This is a genomic window from Streptomyces sp. NPDC046909 (assembly GCF_040644695.1).
GTDB lineage: Bacteria > Actinomycetota > Actinomycetes > Streptomycetales > Streptomycetaceae > Streptomyces.
Genome location: NZ_JBEYXC010000005.1, coordinates 656,981 through 673,564 on the forward strand (window position 1 = coordinate 656,981; position 16,584 = coordinate 673,564).

The window sequence follows — 16,584 nt, forward strand, 5'->3', positions numbered from 1 at the left end:
CGAGTCCACGGAGCGGCGTTTGGCGGCTACTGCGTGGCACTGAACGGATAGTGGTCGGGACTGTTTCTTTCCTAGCCTCGGAATATGTCCTCGATAACGACACCCCAGGCAGACGGCGTTGATTCGGGCGAATGCTCCATGGTGGCCGGCGACAGCATGCGCAAGGTCATGGGGCATTTCTGCTCCGGCCTCGTCGTGATCACCGCGCACGGTCCGGACGGTCCGCTGGGCTTCACGTGCCAGTCCTTCGCGTCGCTCTCGCTGGACCCGCCGCTGGTCAGTTTCAGCCCGGCCCGTACCTCCAGCACCTGGCCCCGCATTCGCGAAGCGCAGTCCTTCTGCGTCAACGTCCTGGCCGAGGATCAGCAGCATCTCAGCAACGGCTTCGCCCGCTCCGGCGCGGACAAGTTCGCCGGGGTGAGCTGGTCTCCGAGTCCCTCGGGCGCGCCGGTGCTCGCCGGAACCGCGGCCTGGGCGGAGTGTGTGTTGTGGGCCGAGTACGACGGTGGTGACCACACCATCGTCGCCGGCGAGGTCCGCTCCCTGGGCTGCGACGACCACAAGCGGCCCCTCCTGTTCTACCGGGGCGCCTACGGGATCTCGCCGCCCAAGGCGCCTGCCCAGCAGCCCGGACGGCCGTCATGACAGCCTCCGAGACGTCTGAGCCGGAGCCCGTCGTTTCCACCAGCTCGCCGACGCCCGGCCCGCCGGTGATGACCAGCGACCTGCTGGCGACACTGGAGGCCGTCGAGCGCCGCGTGCTGTGGCTGTCCACCGCAACCGTCGACCACGCCAACCGGGTACGCCCCAACCCCTCGGGGCTGAAGGTCGGTGGCCACCAGGCGTCCAGTGCCTCGATGACCTCGATCATGACCGCCCTGTGGTTCCACACACTGACCGCGCACGACCGGGTCTCGGTGAAACCGCACGCATCCCCGGTGCTGCACGCCGTCAATCATCTGCTGGGCGAGCTGGACTCCTCGTACCTGGAGACACTCCGCTCCTTCGGCGGCCTGCAGAGTTATCCCAGCCGCTCCAAGGACCCCGATCCCGTCGACTACTCCACCGGATCGGTCGGCATCGGAGCCACCGCCCCGATCTGGGGAGCCATTGCCCGGCGCTATGTCGAGACCCGCTTCGGCGGCGCGGGCACGGGACGGCAGTACTCGCTGCTGGGCGACGCGGAACTGGACGAGGGCGCGATCTGGGAGGCGCTCCAGGACCCGATGGTGCCGGGCCTCGGCGAGATCGTATGGATCGTCGACCTGAACCGTCAGTCCCTGGACCGTGTGGTGCCCGGAATTGCCGCGGAGCGACTGCAGGGCATGTTCGCCGCGGCCGACTGGCAGGTGCTCACCCTCAAGTACGGGCGCGTGCTGCAGGAGCTGTTCACCCGGTCCGGCGGCGACGCCCTGCGCACCCGTATCGACGCCATGGGCAACCCCGAATACCAGCGGCTGCTGCGCTGCACCCCCGCTCAACTGCGTGAACGGCTACCGGGCAGCGGGTCCACCGCCGGGCCCATCACCAAGCTCATCGCGCAGGTGGACGACAGCGACCTCCTGACGGCCGTGCGCAACCTCGGCGGCCACGACCTCGGCGCACTGATCGAGGCGTACGACACCATCGACGACACCCGTCCGACCGTGATCTTCGCGTACACGGTGAAGGGCCACGGGCTGCCGACCGAAGGCCATCCGCAAAACCACTCCTCGCTGCTCACCGCCGATCAGATGCGCCGGCTCGCCGCACGCCTGGGTACCGACCTGGACCAGCCCTGGCAGCCGTTTCCCGCGGGCAGTGCCGAGGCACTGCTGTGCGCGAGGGCCGCCGACCGACTGCGCAGGCCCCAGGCCGAGGCTCAGCAGCCGCCCGCGATTCCGGCCGATCTCGGCCGCCCGGCGCCGACCGGCACCGGCAATACCCAGCAAGCCCTCGGCCGGGTGCTGCTCGACCTCACCCGTCAGGCACCCCGGGCCGCGGGGCGGATCGTCACTGTCAGCCCGGACGTCAGCTCCTCGACCAACCTCGGGGGCTGGCTGAACAAGGTCGGCATCTGGTCGTCGACCGAGCGCACCGACTGGTTCGCCGATGACGCCGAGACCATCCTGCACTGGCGGGAGCGTCCCGCAGGACAGCATCTGGAGCTGGGCATCGCCGAGACCAACCTGGTCGGACTGCTCGGCGAGCTCGGTGCCACCTGGAGCCGCTGGGGACAGCCACTGCTGCCGATCGGCGTGGTCTACGACCCCTTCGTCAACCGGGCCCTGGAACCCTGGTCCTTCGGCATCTACGCCGGCGGCCAGTCCATCCTCGTCGGCACGCCCTCCGGCGTCACCCTCGCTCCCGAAGGCGGGGCCCACCAGTCGATCACCACCCCTTCCCTGGGCGTCGAACAGCCCGGATGCCTCTTCTACGAGCCCGCCTTTGCGCTCGACACCGAGTGGTGTCTGCTCGCAGCCCTGGGCCGGCTCGGCAAACCGGACGGCAGCTCGGCCTATCTGCGCCTGTCCACCCGCAGGGTGGAGCAGCCACTGGCCGCAGTCCCCACCGACCCGGCCGCCCGCGAGCGGCGCCGCCGCCAGGTCGTGGCCGGCGCGTACACGCTGCGCCGCACCGAGCGCCCCCTGGTCACCATCGCCGCGATGGGCGCCATGGTGACGGAGGCCCTCGTGGCCGCCGACCGGCTGGCCGCACTCGGATTCGCCGCCGACGTGGTCTGTGTCACCAGCCCCGACCTGCTCTTCCGCGCCATCCAGGCGCGGCGCGGGCTGCACGACGGCCCGCACTGGATCCTCGACCAGATCTTCCCTTCGACCCGTGCGGCCCCGCTGGTCACCCTGGTCGACGGTCACCCTCACACGCTGGCGTTCCTGGCCACCATCCATCAGGTGCCACTGACCGCGCTCGGCGTCACGCGGTTCGGGCAGTCCGGTGCCCTCGAAGACGTTTATCGCCACCACGGCATCGACACCGACAGCGTGGTCGAGGCCGCGCTGCACCTCGTCAGCTGAAGACGCGCCGCCTCACGGACACTGGCGGTCGCCTGGCGGATAGCCGGTGCGGACAACGCCGCCTATTTTACGAACAACTTATTCCGCCGATCCCGAATAAGCGGCGGAATTTTATCCCATCAATGACGACGGAGGGCTGCCGTGACCTTTTCCATGCACGAGGCCGAAGGACTCCTGGGCAAAACGAAAAGCATCCGAGAGAATCCGCTTTTCAATGACCAGAAGTTCAAGCTGGGCGTCTTCTCGGCGAACTGCAGCGGCGGTCTCATCATGAGCGATGCACCGACCGGGTTCCGCGTGACATGGGATCAGCAGCTGGAGATCGCGCGCACCGCGGACCGGCTTGGCCTGGAGGCCATGGTCCCGGTCGGCCGGTGGATCGGCTTCGGCGGCAACACCAACTTCAACGGTGTTTGCTTCGAGACCTACACCTGGGCCGCCGGACTGGCTCAGGCCACGGAGAACATCGGCGTCTTCACCACCACGCACCTGCCCACCGTGCACCCCGTCGTCGCGGCCAAGATGGCCGCGACCATCGACCACATCTCCGGCGGCCGGTTCGGCATGAATCTGGTGATGGGCTGGTTCACCCCCGAGATGGAGCTGTTCGGCAGCGAGCAGCTGGAGCACGACCGGCGCTACGCGTTCGGGCAGGAGTGGCTGGACTTCGCGAACCAGCTGTGGAACGACCCCGGCACGTTCGACTTCTCCGGGGAGTTCTTCCAGGCCAAGGGAGCCAGCTCCTATCCCAAGCCGGTACAGGACCCCCGGCCCGCACTGATCAACGCAGGCGCCTCCGAGGCCGGCCAGGAGTTCTCGGCCCGCAACGTCGACATCAACCTCATCGCGCTGCCCACCGAGGAGGTCCCGGCCTACGTCAAGAAGATCAAAAACCTCGCGAACACCAAGTACGAACGCGACATCGACGTATGGACCTACTGCCTCGTCATCTGCCGCGAGACCGAGAAGGAGGCCAAGGCGGCCTACCAGGCGATCATCGACGCCGGTGACTGGCCCGGGGCGCAGAACATCATGGACGTCCTGGGCGTCCAGAGCCAGTCCTTCGGCACGCAGATCAAGAAGTTCCAGGAACGCTTCATCGCCGGCTGGGGCGGCCCCACTCTCATGGGCACCCCCGAGCAGGTCACCGAGCAGTTCGCCGAACTGAGCGAGGCCGGCATGAGCGGCGCCATCTTCGGCTTCCACGACTACGCCACGGAACTCAAGGACTTCGGCCACGAAGTCCTGCCCCTGATGCGCAGGCACGGCCTCCGCCACTGAGAACCCATGGCTGTCATGCGGTAGGCATTCATGGCGTCACGGCGGGGCACGGCTGGCCGCGGCGCCGGCCGCCGCCTGTGCCGCGCGGGGAGCCCGGGGCCACCCATCCGCCGCAGCACTTCGCTGCGCCGGGTCGCCGGCGGGCGGCCTCGCCGCCGACCGGAGCCAGCCGTGCTTCGCCGGCATCGGAACCTGCCGCTACGCGATAGCTCGGTGGCCATGAGGCAATTCTCGAGACGGTGTCCGGGGCCGTTGATGGAGATCACTCCCGCGTGCCACCGGGCCTGGCAATGGACCAACCCCGAGAGCCGCGCGCCCCGATATGCGAGCCTGCGCAGCAGTGGTTAAGAAAGCGATCCCCTCAGCTGGATACGGTCCGCAGTCGTACCACTTCGAGGGCGGCAGCAATGTCGACGACGTTCTCCGCCAGTGGCCGGGGGAGGAGCGCGTCGGCCCGGTCCAGCCTGCGAATCACTGTGTTGCGGTGTGTGAAGAGCATGCGGGCCGCCTCCGAGGTGTTGCATTGGGCACGGATATAGGTCGACACGGTGTCGCGGATCTCGGTGTCGGCGGCCGCGAGGGCCCCGAGCGTGTCGGTGACGAACTCGTCGGCGCGCGTCATATCAGCCGTCAGGAGAGAGACGAGCTGGATATCTCGATAGAGGGCGACCTGTTGCGATGAGGCGATCCGCGAGATCATCCGCTGTGCGGTCGTCGCGTCGAGGTGGCTTCGGCGGAACCCGTCCAGATCCCGACCGCTGCGGCCAATGGCGATGCGAACCTCGGGCATTCCGGCTATCCGGCTCTTGAGGTCGTCCTCCCGGACAGTGCGGGCGGTCGGCAGCCAGATCCACAGCGACGTGGCGCCCGAGACCACGGTCAGCCGTCGCGGGGCACCGACGGCCTGCATGAGTGCATCTGCAGCCCTCTCCAAGGACGTCGCGGGGCCATGCGGGTCCGAACGCTTGCCGTCTGCGGTCGTGTCGGCCCAGATGACCGCGGCCGTGTGATCGCCCGTCAGCGCATAGCCGAGCCGGACCTCTGCTCGCTGCCGGGGGATGGGTGCCCCTTCCAGGAGAAGCGTGACTGCGGCCATACGTTCGGCGTGGGTTCCTCTCGTCAACTCCTCGCGTTCGTCGTCGACCCGGGCCGAGACGGCCTGGACGGAATCGTCGATGAAAGCGGAAATGGATAGAGAGGACACCTCCAGCAAGCCCTGCAGTTCGGCCGAGTCCGTGGACAGGGCGAAACAGATATCCATCCAGAGCCGCCACGCCACGTTCTGAGAGGTTCGGTAGGAATTCAGGGCCCGGTCGTCAAGACCCCGCCGGACCAACTCGCGGGCCACTTCCAGAACCTCGGGGCCGAGATATGGCGGAACTCGTTCTCCAGGGTTGTGCACATTGAACGCCGCCCACTGGCGCAGGTTCGCCGCGTTGGCGCGTCTCGTTGCCTCGACGAGTGTCGAGTCCTCGACGATCAGCCGGGAACCGAGGCCGTCGAGGGTCGCGGCATGAAGCTCGTCGACGGCCTCACTGGGCATGGCGAGTACGGCCTTCGCGCCATCACGGAACAGCTCTCGAACACGTTGCGACGGCATGGGCCAAGGGGTCCTCATGGTGTGCACTGTGCACCCTGGGCGGAACGTCAGTCGAGGCGGTGCGCCCTGGCCGGAGGGGGCTGACGATGTGGCACGGCTGAGGTCGTCACCGCCCTCGATCGCATCCCCACCGCCATACCCCAGCCCAGGTCGGCCGACGCGGAAACCTTCATGTCCTCACGGCCGGAGAGCGTCTTTGAGAATGGTGCCGGGTGGCACCTGAGACCTGTCACCGCGCCAGACATCGAGAGACAACTCGCTTGAGTGGCACGGCTTCGGCCTGGTTCTGGTCAGGAGCGGCAGCATCTACCGCGAGCGCTGTCGGTGCGGCCCCCGGTGCGTGCCTGCCGAGGCTCATCGTGGAGGTTGGCGGCCGCAGTCACATGCGCGGAGAAGAGTAGCGCTCCGAGTGAGAGCCGCCTCGGCACACCGATCGAGACCACCGAGCCGGCCAGTGAGACGCCCGGCAAGGGCGGGACAGTCCTGAAGGAGCGTTTGCACCCGGACACGTCGCCAGGACCCGCGGTCAAGGCAACGCCGACCTCAAACACCCTTCCCGAAGCATCTTCGACTGCTGTCGTAATACTACCGAGATCGAAATAATCTTGCCGGCCTGCGGTGCTCCCGCTTACGGTCAACATCGTTTAACTCTCAAATACCCCCCTCTGGGGCCCCTCGAAGGAACTGCCATGAGATTCACCCGTAAGGCATGGGCCGGAGCCGCCGCCCTCGGTGTTCTGGCCGCGACCGGCGCCACGGTCGCCGGCGCGAGCCCCTCCGTGCAGGAGACGCCCGGGACCACGAGTGAACAGTCCCAGCTGCAGAAACTCTATAAAGAGGCCGTTGCCGAAGGCGGCCGACTGGTCGTCTACGCCGGCGGTGACAAGCCCGGCCAGGCGGACTACCTCAAGAACGCCTTCGTCAAGCAGTTCCCCAAGATGAAGGTCGACATCGTTGTCGATTTCAGCAAGAACCATGACGCCCGCATCGACAACCAGGTCGCCGAGCACCACGTGGTCGCCGATGTCGTCCACCTCCAGACCCTTGACGACTTCCCGCGCTGGAAGAAGGAAGGCGTTCTGGAGAAGTACAAGCCGGTCGGCTGGAACAAGGTCTACCCGCAGATCAAGGACAAGGACGGTTACTACACCGGCCTGTTCTTCTTCGCCTTCGCCAACAACACCGCTGTCACGCTGGGCGACAACGCTCCCGTCGAGGCGAAGGACTTCCTGAAGCCCGAGTTCAAGAACAAGCTCGTCTTCACCTACCCGAACGACGACGACGCTGTCCTCTTCTACTTCAAGCAGCTCACCGACAAGTACGGCTCTGGCTACCTGAGGAAGCTGCTCGCTCAGAATCCCAAGTTCGTCCGCGGCACCCAGGACTCCGCCGACCTCGTCGGCACCGACGGGTACGTGGCCAACTTCGGCAGTGCCGGCAGCTTCACCGGTCTGTCGAAGTCCAGCATCCCCGAGAAGTCCCCCTGGGTGGCATGGCCGCAGACCGGCGCCATCCTGAAGAACGCCCCGCACAAGGCCGCCGCCAAGCTCTACTTGAGCTGGCTGCTGTCCAAGGACGCTCAGCAGGACTCCATCGGCACCTGGAGCGCCCGCACCGACGTGGCTGCCCCGGCCGGTCGCAAGGGCATCTTCGACTACAGCAACATGAATCCGCTCGGACTCGGCAAGTTCATGAGCGATCGCACTGCCCTCGACCGCTACAAGGCCTTCATCAACCTGTATGTGGGTGACGTCCAGGGGGTGGACCCTTCTGACCCGGAGGGCGTTCTCGGCCTCTACCCCGTCAACCAGGATGGTTCACAGGGCTAGAGCCCAACCCGCCGCCGGACACGGTCTTCGGGCGTGCACCTCGGATCGCTTGAAGCGGTGCAGGATGCCCGCGCACCGCACCTCAGTGCCATCCCAGCCGACACCGAGAACCTTTTCGAATTCTCAAATGATGATCGGCAGAGGTTCTCGCTCAGCCGAACGCGGCCGTTGACCGTAGTCCGACGGCGTTTGCCCGGGCGCCTGTTGGGGTGGCCCGCGAAACACCACACATCTCCAAGGGGTGCTCCCATGCCCATTGTCGAGGACCAGACCAGCGTGAGTGAACCGCTGCACGCCGTAGAGCCGTCCTATCCTCTGTTCGAGTTCGCCCTGACAGGCGTGCTCCTGTTCTTCGTAGTGACGGGGATCCGCTGGTTCGTTGCACCGTCCTCACCGTTCGCCCCCGAAGGGACGGACCGGGCGATCGCTGTCGTGGCCACTCTGACCGGGATGGTTCTCCTCCTGCCTTGTGGTGAGTCCATGGGCCGCCGCTCGGGCGGTCACATGAACCCGGCTGTTTCCGTCGCCCTATGGCTCATGGGGGTATTTCCCGGAGCTGCCGTTGTCCCGTACATGCTTGCCCAACTGGCCGGCTCCGTGGCTGGAACCGCTCTGGCTTACCTCGTCTGGGGTGGAGTCGTCACACAACCGCCGGTGGAGTTCGCCGTAGTCCATGCCGCTACGAACTGGCGGGCACCCGATGTGTTCGTCGCAGAGGTGGCATGCCTCATCGTGGTGACGCTGCTGGTGGGCTTCTTCCTCGCTCACCCGGCCGCGGCCGCGAGACTGCCCGTGACGCTCGCCTCGGCTACGGTGGTGATCGTTGCCGTTCTGGGCCCACGCAGCGGGGGCTCGACCAACCCCGCCCGCGCATTCGGCCCTGCGCTCCTAGTCGGCGATTTCGGCAACCTGGCTGTCTAACTCCTCGCGCCGGTGTTGGGGGCAGCGCTCGGTGCAGCAATTCACAGGCTTCTGGTGCGCTGGACTGCCGTATCCAGGCGGACATGGCCCGGCAGCCGGCTCGGGCGGCGGAGAACGTCGGTGCGTCCAGGGCGCGGTCGTCGGTATCGTCCACCGGCAGGGGCCGTACCTACTCGCCGTCGTGATCTCGGCGAGGCACTGTCCGAGCCCCTGCACCGCCGGTCACCGCCACGACCGTCCGATCGGGTTCGGCTTGCGACACCCCCCAAGGCAGCCTGGTATCCGAAGCCGATGGGCCCAGGCAACCGGACATCAGGGCCACACCGGGCCGCGGTGCGGCGTGGCCGCACCAGGCCATCGCCGAAGGTACGCAAACGGCGGGGGTGAGGTCTCCTGCCGTGAGGCGGGCATCGCCTCACCAGGTGCGCCTCGTTGGCCCGTGATGCAGCCCACCTGCTCCATAAGTTCGACAGGCGTCAAATTTCGACTATTGTCGACGTTGGACGGCTCGAGTGGGCTGCGTCTGTGTCCACGCGTGGCACGCGCCTGGCTGATCTCCGACCTCTGACGTCCTACGTTCCCGAACGAACAATCCGCCTGGAGGAGAGATCTGTGGCACGTGTGGTGCGTTTCCATGAGCTGGGCGGGCCTGAAGTCCTGCGACTGGAGGAGCACGACCTGGGCATGCCGGGCACGGGTGAGGTACTGGTCGATGTGGAGGCGATCGGACTGAACCGGTCCGAGGCCAATTTCCGTCGCGACCGCTACCTCGACCGTGTCGCCGCCCTGCCGTCCGGGCTCGGCTACGAGGCCGCAGGCCGCGTCCGCGCGGTCGGGCCGGAGGTGAGCGGACTCGCCCCTGGCGACCTGGTCAGCATCCTGCCGGTCTTCCCGCAGTCCCGATACCCCGTCTACGGTGAGCAGGCGATCGTTCCGGCCGATGCGCTGGTCCAGCGTCCCTCCGCCGTCGATGCGACCACCGCGGCCGCCTCCTGGATGGCGTTCCTCACCGCCTACGGCGCGCTCGTCGACATTGCCCGCCTTCGGCCGGGCGAGGCGGTCGTGATCACGGCCGCCTCCTCCAGTGTGGGCCTGGCCGCCATCCACACCGCCCTGCGCATCGGTGCTGTCCCTGTCGCCACCACCAACGACCCGGGCAAGGAAGGGCGCCTGCTGCAGGCGGGCGCCGCGCGGGTGGTGGTCAACGGCCGCGACGACCTGGCGGAGGTGGTCCGGGAGGTGACCGGCGGCACCGGGGCTCGCCTGGCGTTCGACGCCGTCGCCGGTCCCTCGATCGAGGAACTCGCACGCGTCATGGCATCGGACGCGCTCATCCTCGTCCACGGCTCGCTGTCGGGTCGGCCCACTCCGCTCCCCGGACTGGACCGGATGCTGCCGGTGTGCACCCGCCCTTACACGCTCTTCGAGGTCACCGGCGATCCCGAGCGCTTCGCCCGGGCCAAGCACTACATCACCACCGGACTCGCCTCCGGGTCGCTGGCACCGGTGATCGACCGCACCTTCCACCTGAACGACATCGTCGCCGCACACCGCTACCTGGAGGCGGGAGCCCAGGTCGGCAAGATCGTCGTCACCGTGAACTCCCAGGAGGACCCGTCGTGAAGTTCGGCTTCATCATGTTCCCCACCAAGGACGCCATCCCGCCGGGTGACTTCGGCCAGCTCCTGGAGGACCGCGGCTTCGAGTCGCTGTTCATGCCCGACCACACCCACATCCCCGCCGTCACCCCCGAGCGCTACGACGTCCTGAATCTCGCCCCGGAGTTCAAGAACGGCATGGACGCCTTCGTCGCCCTCGGCGCCATCGCCCAGGCCACGACCACCCTGCAGATCGGCACGGCCGTGCTGCTGGTCACCGAGCGGGACCCGATCGTCACCGCCAAGGAGGTTGCCTCCGTCGATGTCCTGTCCGGCGGGCGCATGAACTTCGGCGTCGGCCCAGGCTGGATCAACCAGGAGATGCGCAACCACGGAACCGACCCGAGCGACCGCTGGAAGGTCATGCGGGAACGGGTCGAGGCCATGCAGCAGATCTGGGCCCACGACGTCGCCTCCTACCACGGCGACTTCGTCGACTTCGAGCACGTCACCTCCTGGCCCAAGCCTCTCCAGCGGCCCCGCCCGCCGATCCTTGTGGCCGGCAACGGCCCCAACGTCGCCAAGCGGGTCATCGCCTACGGCGACGAATGGATCCCGATGCTGCGGCCCAACGTCCTCGAAGAGATCACCCACTTCAAGAAGACCGCCCGGAAGCCGGGCAGCGAGGAACCTCTCCCGGTCACCCTCTTCGGCGGCGAACTCGAAGACGTCGACGCCTACGCGGCCGCGGGAGTCGACCGCGTCCTGTTCTGGGTGCGTCCGCTCGACACCGCCGCGATGACCGACACCGTCGACCAGATCGCACTCCACCTGGGCAAACGCCTGGGCTGACTTCCCTCAAGCCCTCTTCGGGTTCCCGGGGCCCCGGGAACCCGAAGGGCACAACCAGCAATAACCCGGGTGCGGAGGCGGACCACCTCCGGCCGGGGGCCGCGACGCGACCCTCGCCCGCGACGATCCTGCCCGCTCGCACCCGCCCACCAGAAGGAATGACCATGATCAAGGCCACGATCGGATACCCGTTCACCGAAGGTGCCCGTTTTGACCACGACTACTACCAGAACAGCCACCTGCCCATGGTGAAGGCCACTCTCAGCCCCCGACTGCGACGCCTCGCGGTGGACAGAGGCCTGGTCGGCGGTGAGCCCGGCAGCAACCCTCCGTACATCATCGTCGGCCACCTGTACTTCGACTCGCTCGAGTCCATGACCGAGGCGTACACCGACGACGCCCGTACCAAGATCTTCAACGACATCCCGAACTTCACCGACATCCACCCCGTCCTGATGATCTCAGAGGTCGTCATCGACGAGGTCTGACGATCCTCTGAGGTCCGCGACTGACGCACTTCGGGTCGCACCACCTGTCGGGCCGCTCCCCGTGGACTGCCCGACGGGTGTGCCCTGGGGGACGGCCGGGAGCGTGACGAGGTGTGAACGGCCGAGTGCACTGACCCGGCCGTTCACAGGCGGGGAGGTGGTGTTGCCGGCCTCAGATCTCGACCGATTCGCCGACGGCCAGCCTGGCGTAGCTCATCCCCGGTACGAGGGTGGCGAACAAGCCACCGGCGATGCCGCGGCCGACGTCGTTCAGCAGCCTGTCGTGCGTACTGAACGCGCGGCCCGCACCGACGGCATGGGCGAAGCCGAAGATCTGCGTGGAGTTCGCCCACGGGACATGGGACGGCAGGAGCAGCGTGTCGACCTTCCGTTCCGGGACGGTGAAGGCGTCTCCGGGGTAGAAGAGCTTGCCGTCGTCGACGGCGAAGCCGATGTTACGTTCGGATGGCAGTTCAGGGTGGATCGGCGCGTGCCATTGGACCTCGACCTCGAAACCGGCTGCGGTGAAGGTGTCGCCTCGTATCACCGCCATGACTCGCCCGGCTCCCAGTCCTTCCAACTGCCTGGCGACGTCCGGGTTGGTCCAGATCCGCAGGGCCGGGTTGGCCTCTGCGGCGGCGCGCAGCACCGCAGCGTCGAAGTGGTCGAAGTGCTCGTGGGTCACCAGGACGGCGTCGGCACCGTCCAGGGCCTCCGGCTCACTGAGCGTGCCGGGATCGATGACCAGACGCCGGCCGCCCTTTTTCCAGGCGGACGGCTGCGTGGCCGAACTTGGTCAGGCGCACAACGCTCCCTCCGGGCTGCGGTGCATGCGGGTTCAGGAGGCGTCGTCGTGGGCGACGGTGACGACGATCTTGCCGACCTGGCCGTTGGCTGCCATGTAGCGGTGCGCGTCGGCGATGTCCGCCAGGTCGAAGGTGTGATCGACGACCGGGGTGAAGGACCCCGAGGCGAGACCCGCGTTGACGAATGCGACCGCCCGGCTCAGCCGCTCGGGATTCGTGGTGATCTCGAAGAGCGTGTAGGTGCTGCTGGTCAGCGCCGGGAACGACAGTGCGTTGGGCAGCGGGGTGGGGCGAGAGTCGAGGGCGCCGTAGACGACCAGGCTGCCGCCGGGAGCGATGCCCTGGGCGATCGTCTCGACTCCCGGGCCGGCGATCGGGTCGAAAGCCAGACGGACGCCTTCACCACCGGTGATCTCCTTGATGCGGGCGGGCAGGTCCTCTTCGTCGGTGACGATGACATGGGCCGCGCCGGCGTCCAGGAGACGCTGCTTCTTGGCGGCGCCGCGCGTGGTGGCGATCGGGATCGCGCCGACGTGACGGGCGACCTGGATGGCGGCCAGGCCGACGCTGCTGGAGGCCGCGGTGATCAGTACGTAGTCACCCGGCCGTACCTGTCCGCTCTCGACGAAAGGGCCGTAGGCAGTGATGTAGGCCATCCATACGGCCGCGGCCTGGACGGGGTCGACGTTCGCGGGGCGGGGGACGACTGCCGTGGCCGGGATGATGACGTGGTCGCCGTAGGTGCCGTACTCGCTCTGCAGGAACGCGGGGACGACAGCGACCAGGTCGCCCTCGGCGAAGCCGTCCACACCCTCGCCGACCGCCTCGATCGCGCCAGCGGCTTCGTAGCCGAGCGTGGAGGGGAAGACCGGCTCGTAGAAGTAGCCGCCCTCGCGGTACATGATCTCGGCCCGGTTCAGGCCAATCGCGTCCACCCGGATCCGCACCTCTCCCGTACCCGGGGCGCCCACCTCGACGTTGCGGAGGGTCAGGACCTCAGGGCCGCCGAGCCGGTCGAACTGTACGAGCCTTGCCATGGGGAATCCGTCCTTGAAGTTGGGGTCAATGGGGTGCACCGAGTTGATCCGGCGTCTGATCACCCTTGCCTAATGTTTGATGGCTGTCAAATTTTGACTTGCGTCGAAATTATGCGCGGCTGTGGAGGCCGTGGGGTGGGACGACGGCGACGGCGACGGTGTCGGCAGCCGGGGCCGCTGTCGAAGTCGGCAGGGTTCACGGTTCGCGACGGCCGCGCTCCCCGAGGTGTGGCCGCCTCTGCTCGCTTCCGGCTGTCGGGTCCCGGACCTCCCTTGGTGCCGCAGGTGTGACACCAATCACGTCCGCGTTCCGTCGGGTGGTGCGGAGGTCTGCGCTGCCCGGTAGGACCCTGCTGTCGCGCCGACCGGACAGGTGGCCGGCGGCGCGTTTGCGGCGCCCGTCCCGTCGGCCGGGTCACTGTGAACGCGCCGAGGCGGGACGTCGGGCCGCGTCGCGATCGACCGGTCATCCGGGTGGTCAGCGCGTGGGTTCGTAACTGAGCTGCTTGACCTGTCGGAGGGTCAGCACCGTCTCGGCGGAGTGGACCCCGTCAAGGGCGCCGATCTTGTCGCTGAGATAGGTGTAGAGATCACCGCTGCTGCGGTGCAGGGTCGCGGCGAAGATGTTGGCCTGGCCGGTGGTGGCGGCGGCATAGCTGACTTCGGGATGATCCGCGAGGGCCTGTCCGATGCCGGCCAGAGCGGAGGGGGCCACGGTGAGCCAGAGCATCGCCTCCACGTCGTGGCCGAGGGGAGCGGGATCGTGCTGGATGTCGAAATACAGCACACCGGTGGAGCGCATGCGTTCCAGGCGCCGCTTGACCGTGGATTCCGTCTGGCCAGTGGCGGTCTGGAGTTCGGTGAGCGTGGCGCGTCCGTCCGTCCGGAGAACGGTGAGCAGTGACTCGTCGATGGCGTCCAGGTTGAAAGGGCCGGCGATCGGTTCGTAGGGCGGCGGGCGCAGAGCCGTCTCCTCCTCGGAGGAAAGGGCGTCGATCTTGCTGAGCCAGCCGAGCGCGCCGCCGTAGAAGTTGTGGAGTAGGCAGTGCGCGGTCACGGACGTGACATGGGGGGTGCGCTGAAGCCGATCGAACAGCAGCTCGTCCCTGGCTTTGCGGTCGCGGGGCTTCATCGAGCACATCACCTCGGTGCCCCCTGAGTTCAGGCTGACGTACGAGGTGTCGGCACGCCGGGCGAGCGCTCCCGCCAGTTGCTCCGCCACATCCGGGGTGCAGCGCAGTCTCACCAGCCAGTTGCTGCGGCCGAGTCGGTTCTCGTCGGCCGCGCCGAGCACCCGCAGTCCCGCCCCGGCGCGCAGGCGCCGGTAGCGGCGCGCGACAGTCTGGTCGGAGACTCCGAGCACCTGCGCGATCCGGCTGAAGGGTGCCCGCCCGTCGAGCTGCAGCGCCTGCAACAGCTTGAGGTCAAGTGGATCGAAGCCACCCGGTTCCATCACGACTCCATCCTCTGCGACGTCGTACACCTTCATGGCGCGACAGGGCGAGGCCCGAAGCCGTGACACGGCTCCGGGCCCCATCGGAGCGCCCGCTCCCGTCCCGACGGAGGGTGCTCGGTACCGGTCAGGCCTCCGCAGCCCTTGACCCGGCACCCGCCGACGAACCGTCACCGGCCGATACACTCGCCCGATCGCGCTGACCGGGCTCCGCAGCGGCGGCCGGAACGGTGTGGCGACGGGGAGCGCGCAGCAGTACGACGCCCACGGCGGCGGCGATGAGGGTCAGCGCGGCGGCGATGACCAGGCACAGATGCAGGCCGTCGAGGAAGGCCTCCGACAGTGCCCCGAGGGCCCGCCCCCGGTCCGGGCCCAGGTTCATGCGCGCCACGGCGCCCAGGCCGCCTTCGTCCACCGCCGCGCCGATGCGGCGCACCGTCTGGGCGGACAGGCCGGCGTCCGTGAGGTGTCCGGGCAGGGCGTTCGCCGCCTTGGTGCTGAGGATGGCGCCGAGGACGGCGGGGCCGAGCGCGCCGCCGACCTGGCGGAAGGCGTTGTTGCCGGCCGCGGCCATGCCGGCCAGGTGGTGCGGCACCGCGGCGACGGCGGTGGCGGTCATGGGCGTGATGACGAAGCCGAGACCGAAGCCGAGCAGGACCAGCCGCCAGGCCAACGACAGGAACGAGGTGTGTACGTCGATGCTGGTCAGCACCAGCAGGGCGCCCGCGGTCACCAGCAGGCCGCCGGTGATCAGGATGCGGGGGGACCAGCGGTGCATCAGACGGGCCGCGGGCTGCGAGACGAGGATCGACGCCAGGCTGATGAGGATCAGCCGCCAGGCGGCCTGAAGGGTGTCGAGCTGCTGAACCATCCCGAAGTACAGGCTGAGGGAAAAGAAGAACCCGATCAGCCCCAGGAAACTGATCATGGCGATGAGGGTCGTGGCGGTGAACGCGGGACTGCGGAAGAGCGTGAGGTCCAGCATCGGGCTGCTGCTGCGCCGTTCCGCGATGACGAACCCGATCGCCCCCGCGGCCGCGAGTGCCAGGGCGACGATCACACGGACCTCGGAGAAGGAACCCGCGCCGCCCTCGATGACGCCGTAGACCAGGGCGGTGATGGTGAGCGCGGCCGTGATCTGGCCGGACCAGTCCAGTCGGCGGGAGCCGGGTGCCCGCGAGTCGGTCACGAACCGGACCGCGACGGCCATGGCGATGAGCGAAACGGGCACGGACAGCAGATAGATCCAGCGCCAGGCGAAGTGGTCGAGGATGAGACCGGCGATGACGGGGCCGACGGCCAGCGCGCCCATGAGCGCCGTCGCCCACAGGCCGACGTACTTGCCGCGCTCGCGCGGGTCCGGTACGGCGTGGCTGATGAGCGCCAAAGTGGTGGGCAGCAGGGCCGCGGCTCCGAGGCCGGAGACGGCCTGACCGATCCAGACGACCTCGATCGACCGCGCGCACAGGGCGATGAGGGCGCCCAGGCCGCTGAAGGCGAGCCCGGCCTGGTAGACCTTCTTACGGCCGTGAACGTCACCGAACACCCCGGCGGTCAGGATGAGCGCGGCCATGGGCAGCACGAACGCGTCGGTGACCCAGGACAGTTCGGCGGTCGACGCACCCAGGGCCCGCTGGATGGCGGGCAGGCTCACCGAGACGGTGGTCACCGGAAGGTAGGCGACGAATACACCCACGCAGGCCAT

13 protein-coding genes are annotated in these 16,584 nt (G+C 68.0%); 8 read left to right on the top strand and 5 right to left on the bottom strand.

Annotation, left to right across the window (positions count from 1 at the left end):
* The first annotated feature begins 84 nt into the window (after positions 1-84).
* The 3 genes from ABZ928_RS20045 to ABZ928_RS20055 all read left to right on the top strand — a co-directional run bounded on the left by ABZ928_RS20045 (position 85) and on the right by ABZ928_RS20055 (position 4,295).
* On the top strand, positions 85-645 hold the full coding sequence (locus ABZ928_RS20045; RefSeq protein ID WP_361520362.1) for a flavin reductase family protein: 561 nt from the start codon (positions 85-87) through the stop codon (positions 643-645).
* Positions 646-713: 68 nt separating this feature from the next.
* Positions 714-3,014 carry a pyruvate dehydrogenase gene (locus ABZ928_RS20050; protein ID WP_361520729.1) on the top strand — a complete coding sequence of 767 codons (2,301 nt, stop codon included), beginning with the start codon at positions 714-716 and terminating at the stop codon, positions 3,012-3,014.
* Positions 3,015-3,167: 153 nt separating this feature from the next.
* Positions 3,168-4,295 (top strand): LLM class flavin-dependent oxidoreductase, encoded by a 1,128-nt coding sequence (locus ABZ928_RS20055; protein ID WP_361520731.1) that lies wholly within the window; start codon positions 3,168-3,170, stop codon positions 4,293-4,295.
* 361 nt (positions 4,296-4,656) lie between these two features.
* On the opposite strand, the gene ABZ928_RS20060 is transcribed toward ABZ928_RS20055, so the two are convergent.
* Positions 4,657-5,895: a helix-turn-helix domain-containing protein gene (locus tag ABZ928_RS20060; RefSeq protein ID WP_361520365.1), complete on the bottom strand. Its 1,239-nt coding sequence runs from the start codon at positions 5,893-5,895 to the stop codon at positions 4,657-4,659.
* Between the two features lie 689 nt (positions 5,896-6,584).
* Here ABZ928_RS20060 and ABZ928_RS20065 point away from each other — a divergent pair.
* From ABZ928_RS20065 to ABZ928_RS20085, 5 genes are all read left to right on the top strand, one after another.
* Positions 6,585-7,724, top strand: a complete 1,140-nt coding sequence (locus ABZ928_RS20065) for an ABC transporter substrate-binding protein (RefSeq protein ID WP_361520368.1) — start codon at positions 6,585-6,587, stop codon at positions 7,722-7,724.
* Between the two features lie 249 nt (positions 7,725-7,973).
* The gene (locus ABZ928_RS20070; protein ID WP_361520371.1) at positions 7,974-8,645 is read left to right on the top strand and encodes an aquaporin; all 672 of its coding nucleotides are present in this window, start codon (positions 7,974-7,976) and stop codon (positions 8,643-8,645) included.
* 612 nt (positions 8,646-9,257) lie between these two features.
* The gene (locus ABZ928_RS20075) at positions 9,258-10,268 is read left to right on the top strand and encodes a zinc-dependent alcohol dehydrogenase family protein (protein WP_361520374.1); all 1,011 of its coding nucleotides are present in this window, start codon (positions 9,258-9,260) and stop codon (positions 10,266-10,268) included.
* Entirely contained in the window at positions 10,265-11,095 is an 831-nt protein-coding gene (locus ABZ928_RS20080) for an LLM class F420-dependent oxidoreductase (protein WP_361520377.1), read from the top strand. Before ABZ928_RS20075 ends, ABZ928_RS20080 begins: the two co-directional genes overlap by 4 nt.
* A gap of 164 nt (positions 11,096-11,259) precedes the next feature.
* Complete coding sequence (locus ABZ928_RS20085) at positions 11,260-11,583, top strand: EthD family reductase (RefSeq protein WP_361520380.1); 324 nt, start codon at positions 11,260-11,262, stop codon at positions 11,581-11,583.
* 172 nt (positions 11,584-11,755) lie between these two features.
* Here the strand turns inward: ABZ928_RS20085 and ABZ928_RS20090 are convergent, their stop codons facing one another.
* From ABZ928_RS20090 to ABZ928_RS20105, 4 genes are all read right to left on the bottom strand, one after another.
* On the bottom strand, positions 11,756-12,331 hold the full coding sequence (locus ABZ928_RS20090; RefSeq protein ID WP_361520734.1) for an MBL fold metallo-hydrolase: 576 nt from the start codon (positions 12,329-12,331) through the stop codon (positions 11,756-11,758).
* A gap of 90 nt (positions 12,332-12,421) precedes the next feature.
* Complete coding sequence (locus ABZ928_RS20095; RefSeq protein WP_361520383.1) at positions 12,422-13,426, bottom strand: zinc-dependent alcohol dehydrogenase family protein; 1,005 nt, start codon at positions 13,424-13,426, stop codon at positions 12,422-12,424.
* A gap of 478 nt (positions 13,427-13,904) precedes the next feature.
* Positions 13,905-14,879 carry an Lrp/AsnC family transcriptional regulator gene (locus ABZ928_RS20100; protein WP_361520736.1) on the bottom strand — a complete coding sequence of 325 codons (975 nt, stop codon included), beginning with the start codon at positions 14,877-14,879 and terminating at the stop codon, positions 13,905-13,907.
* 127 nt (positions 14,880-15,006) lie between these two features.
* The gene (locus ABZ928_RS20105; RefSeq protein ID WP_361520739.1) at positions 15,007-16,584 is read right to left on the bottom strand and encodes an MFS transporter; all 1,578 of its coding nucleotides are present in this window, start codon (positions 16,582-16,584) and stop codon (positions 15,007-15,009) included.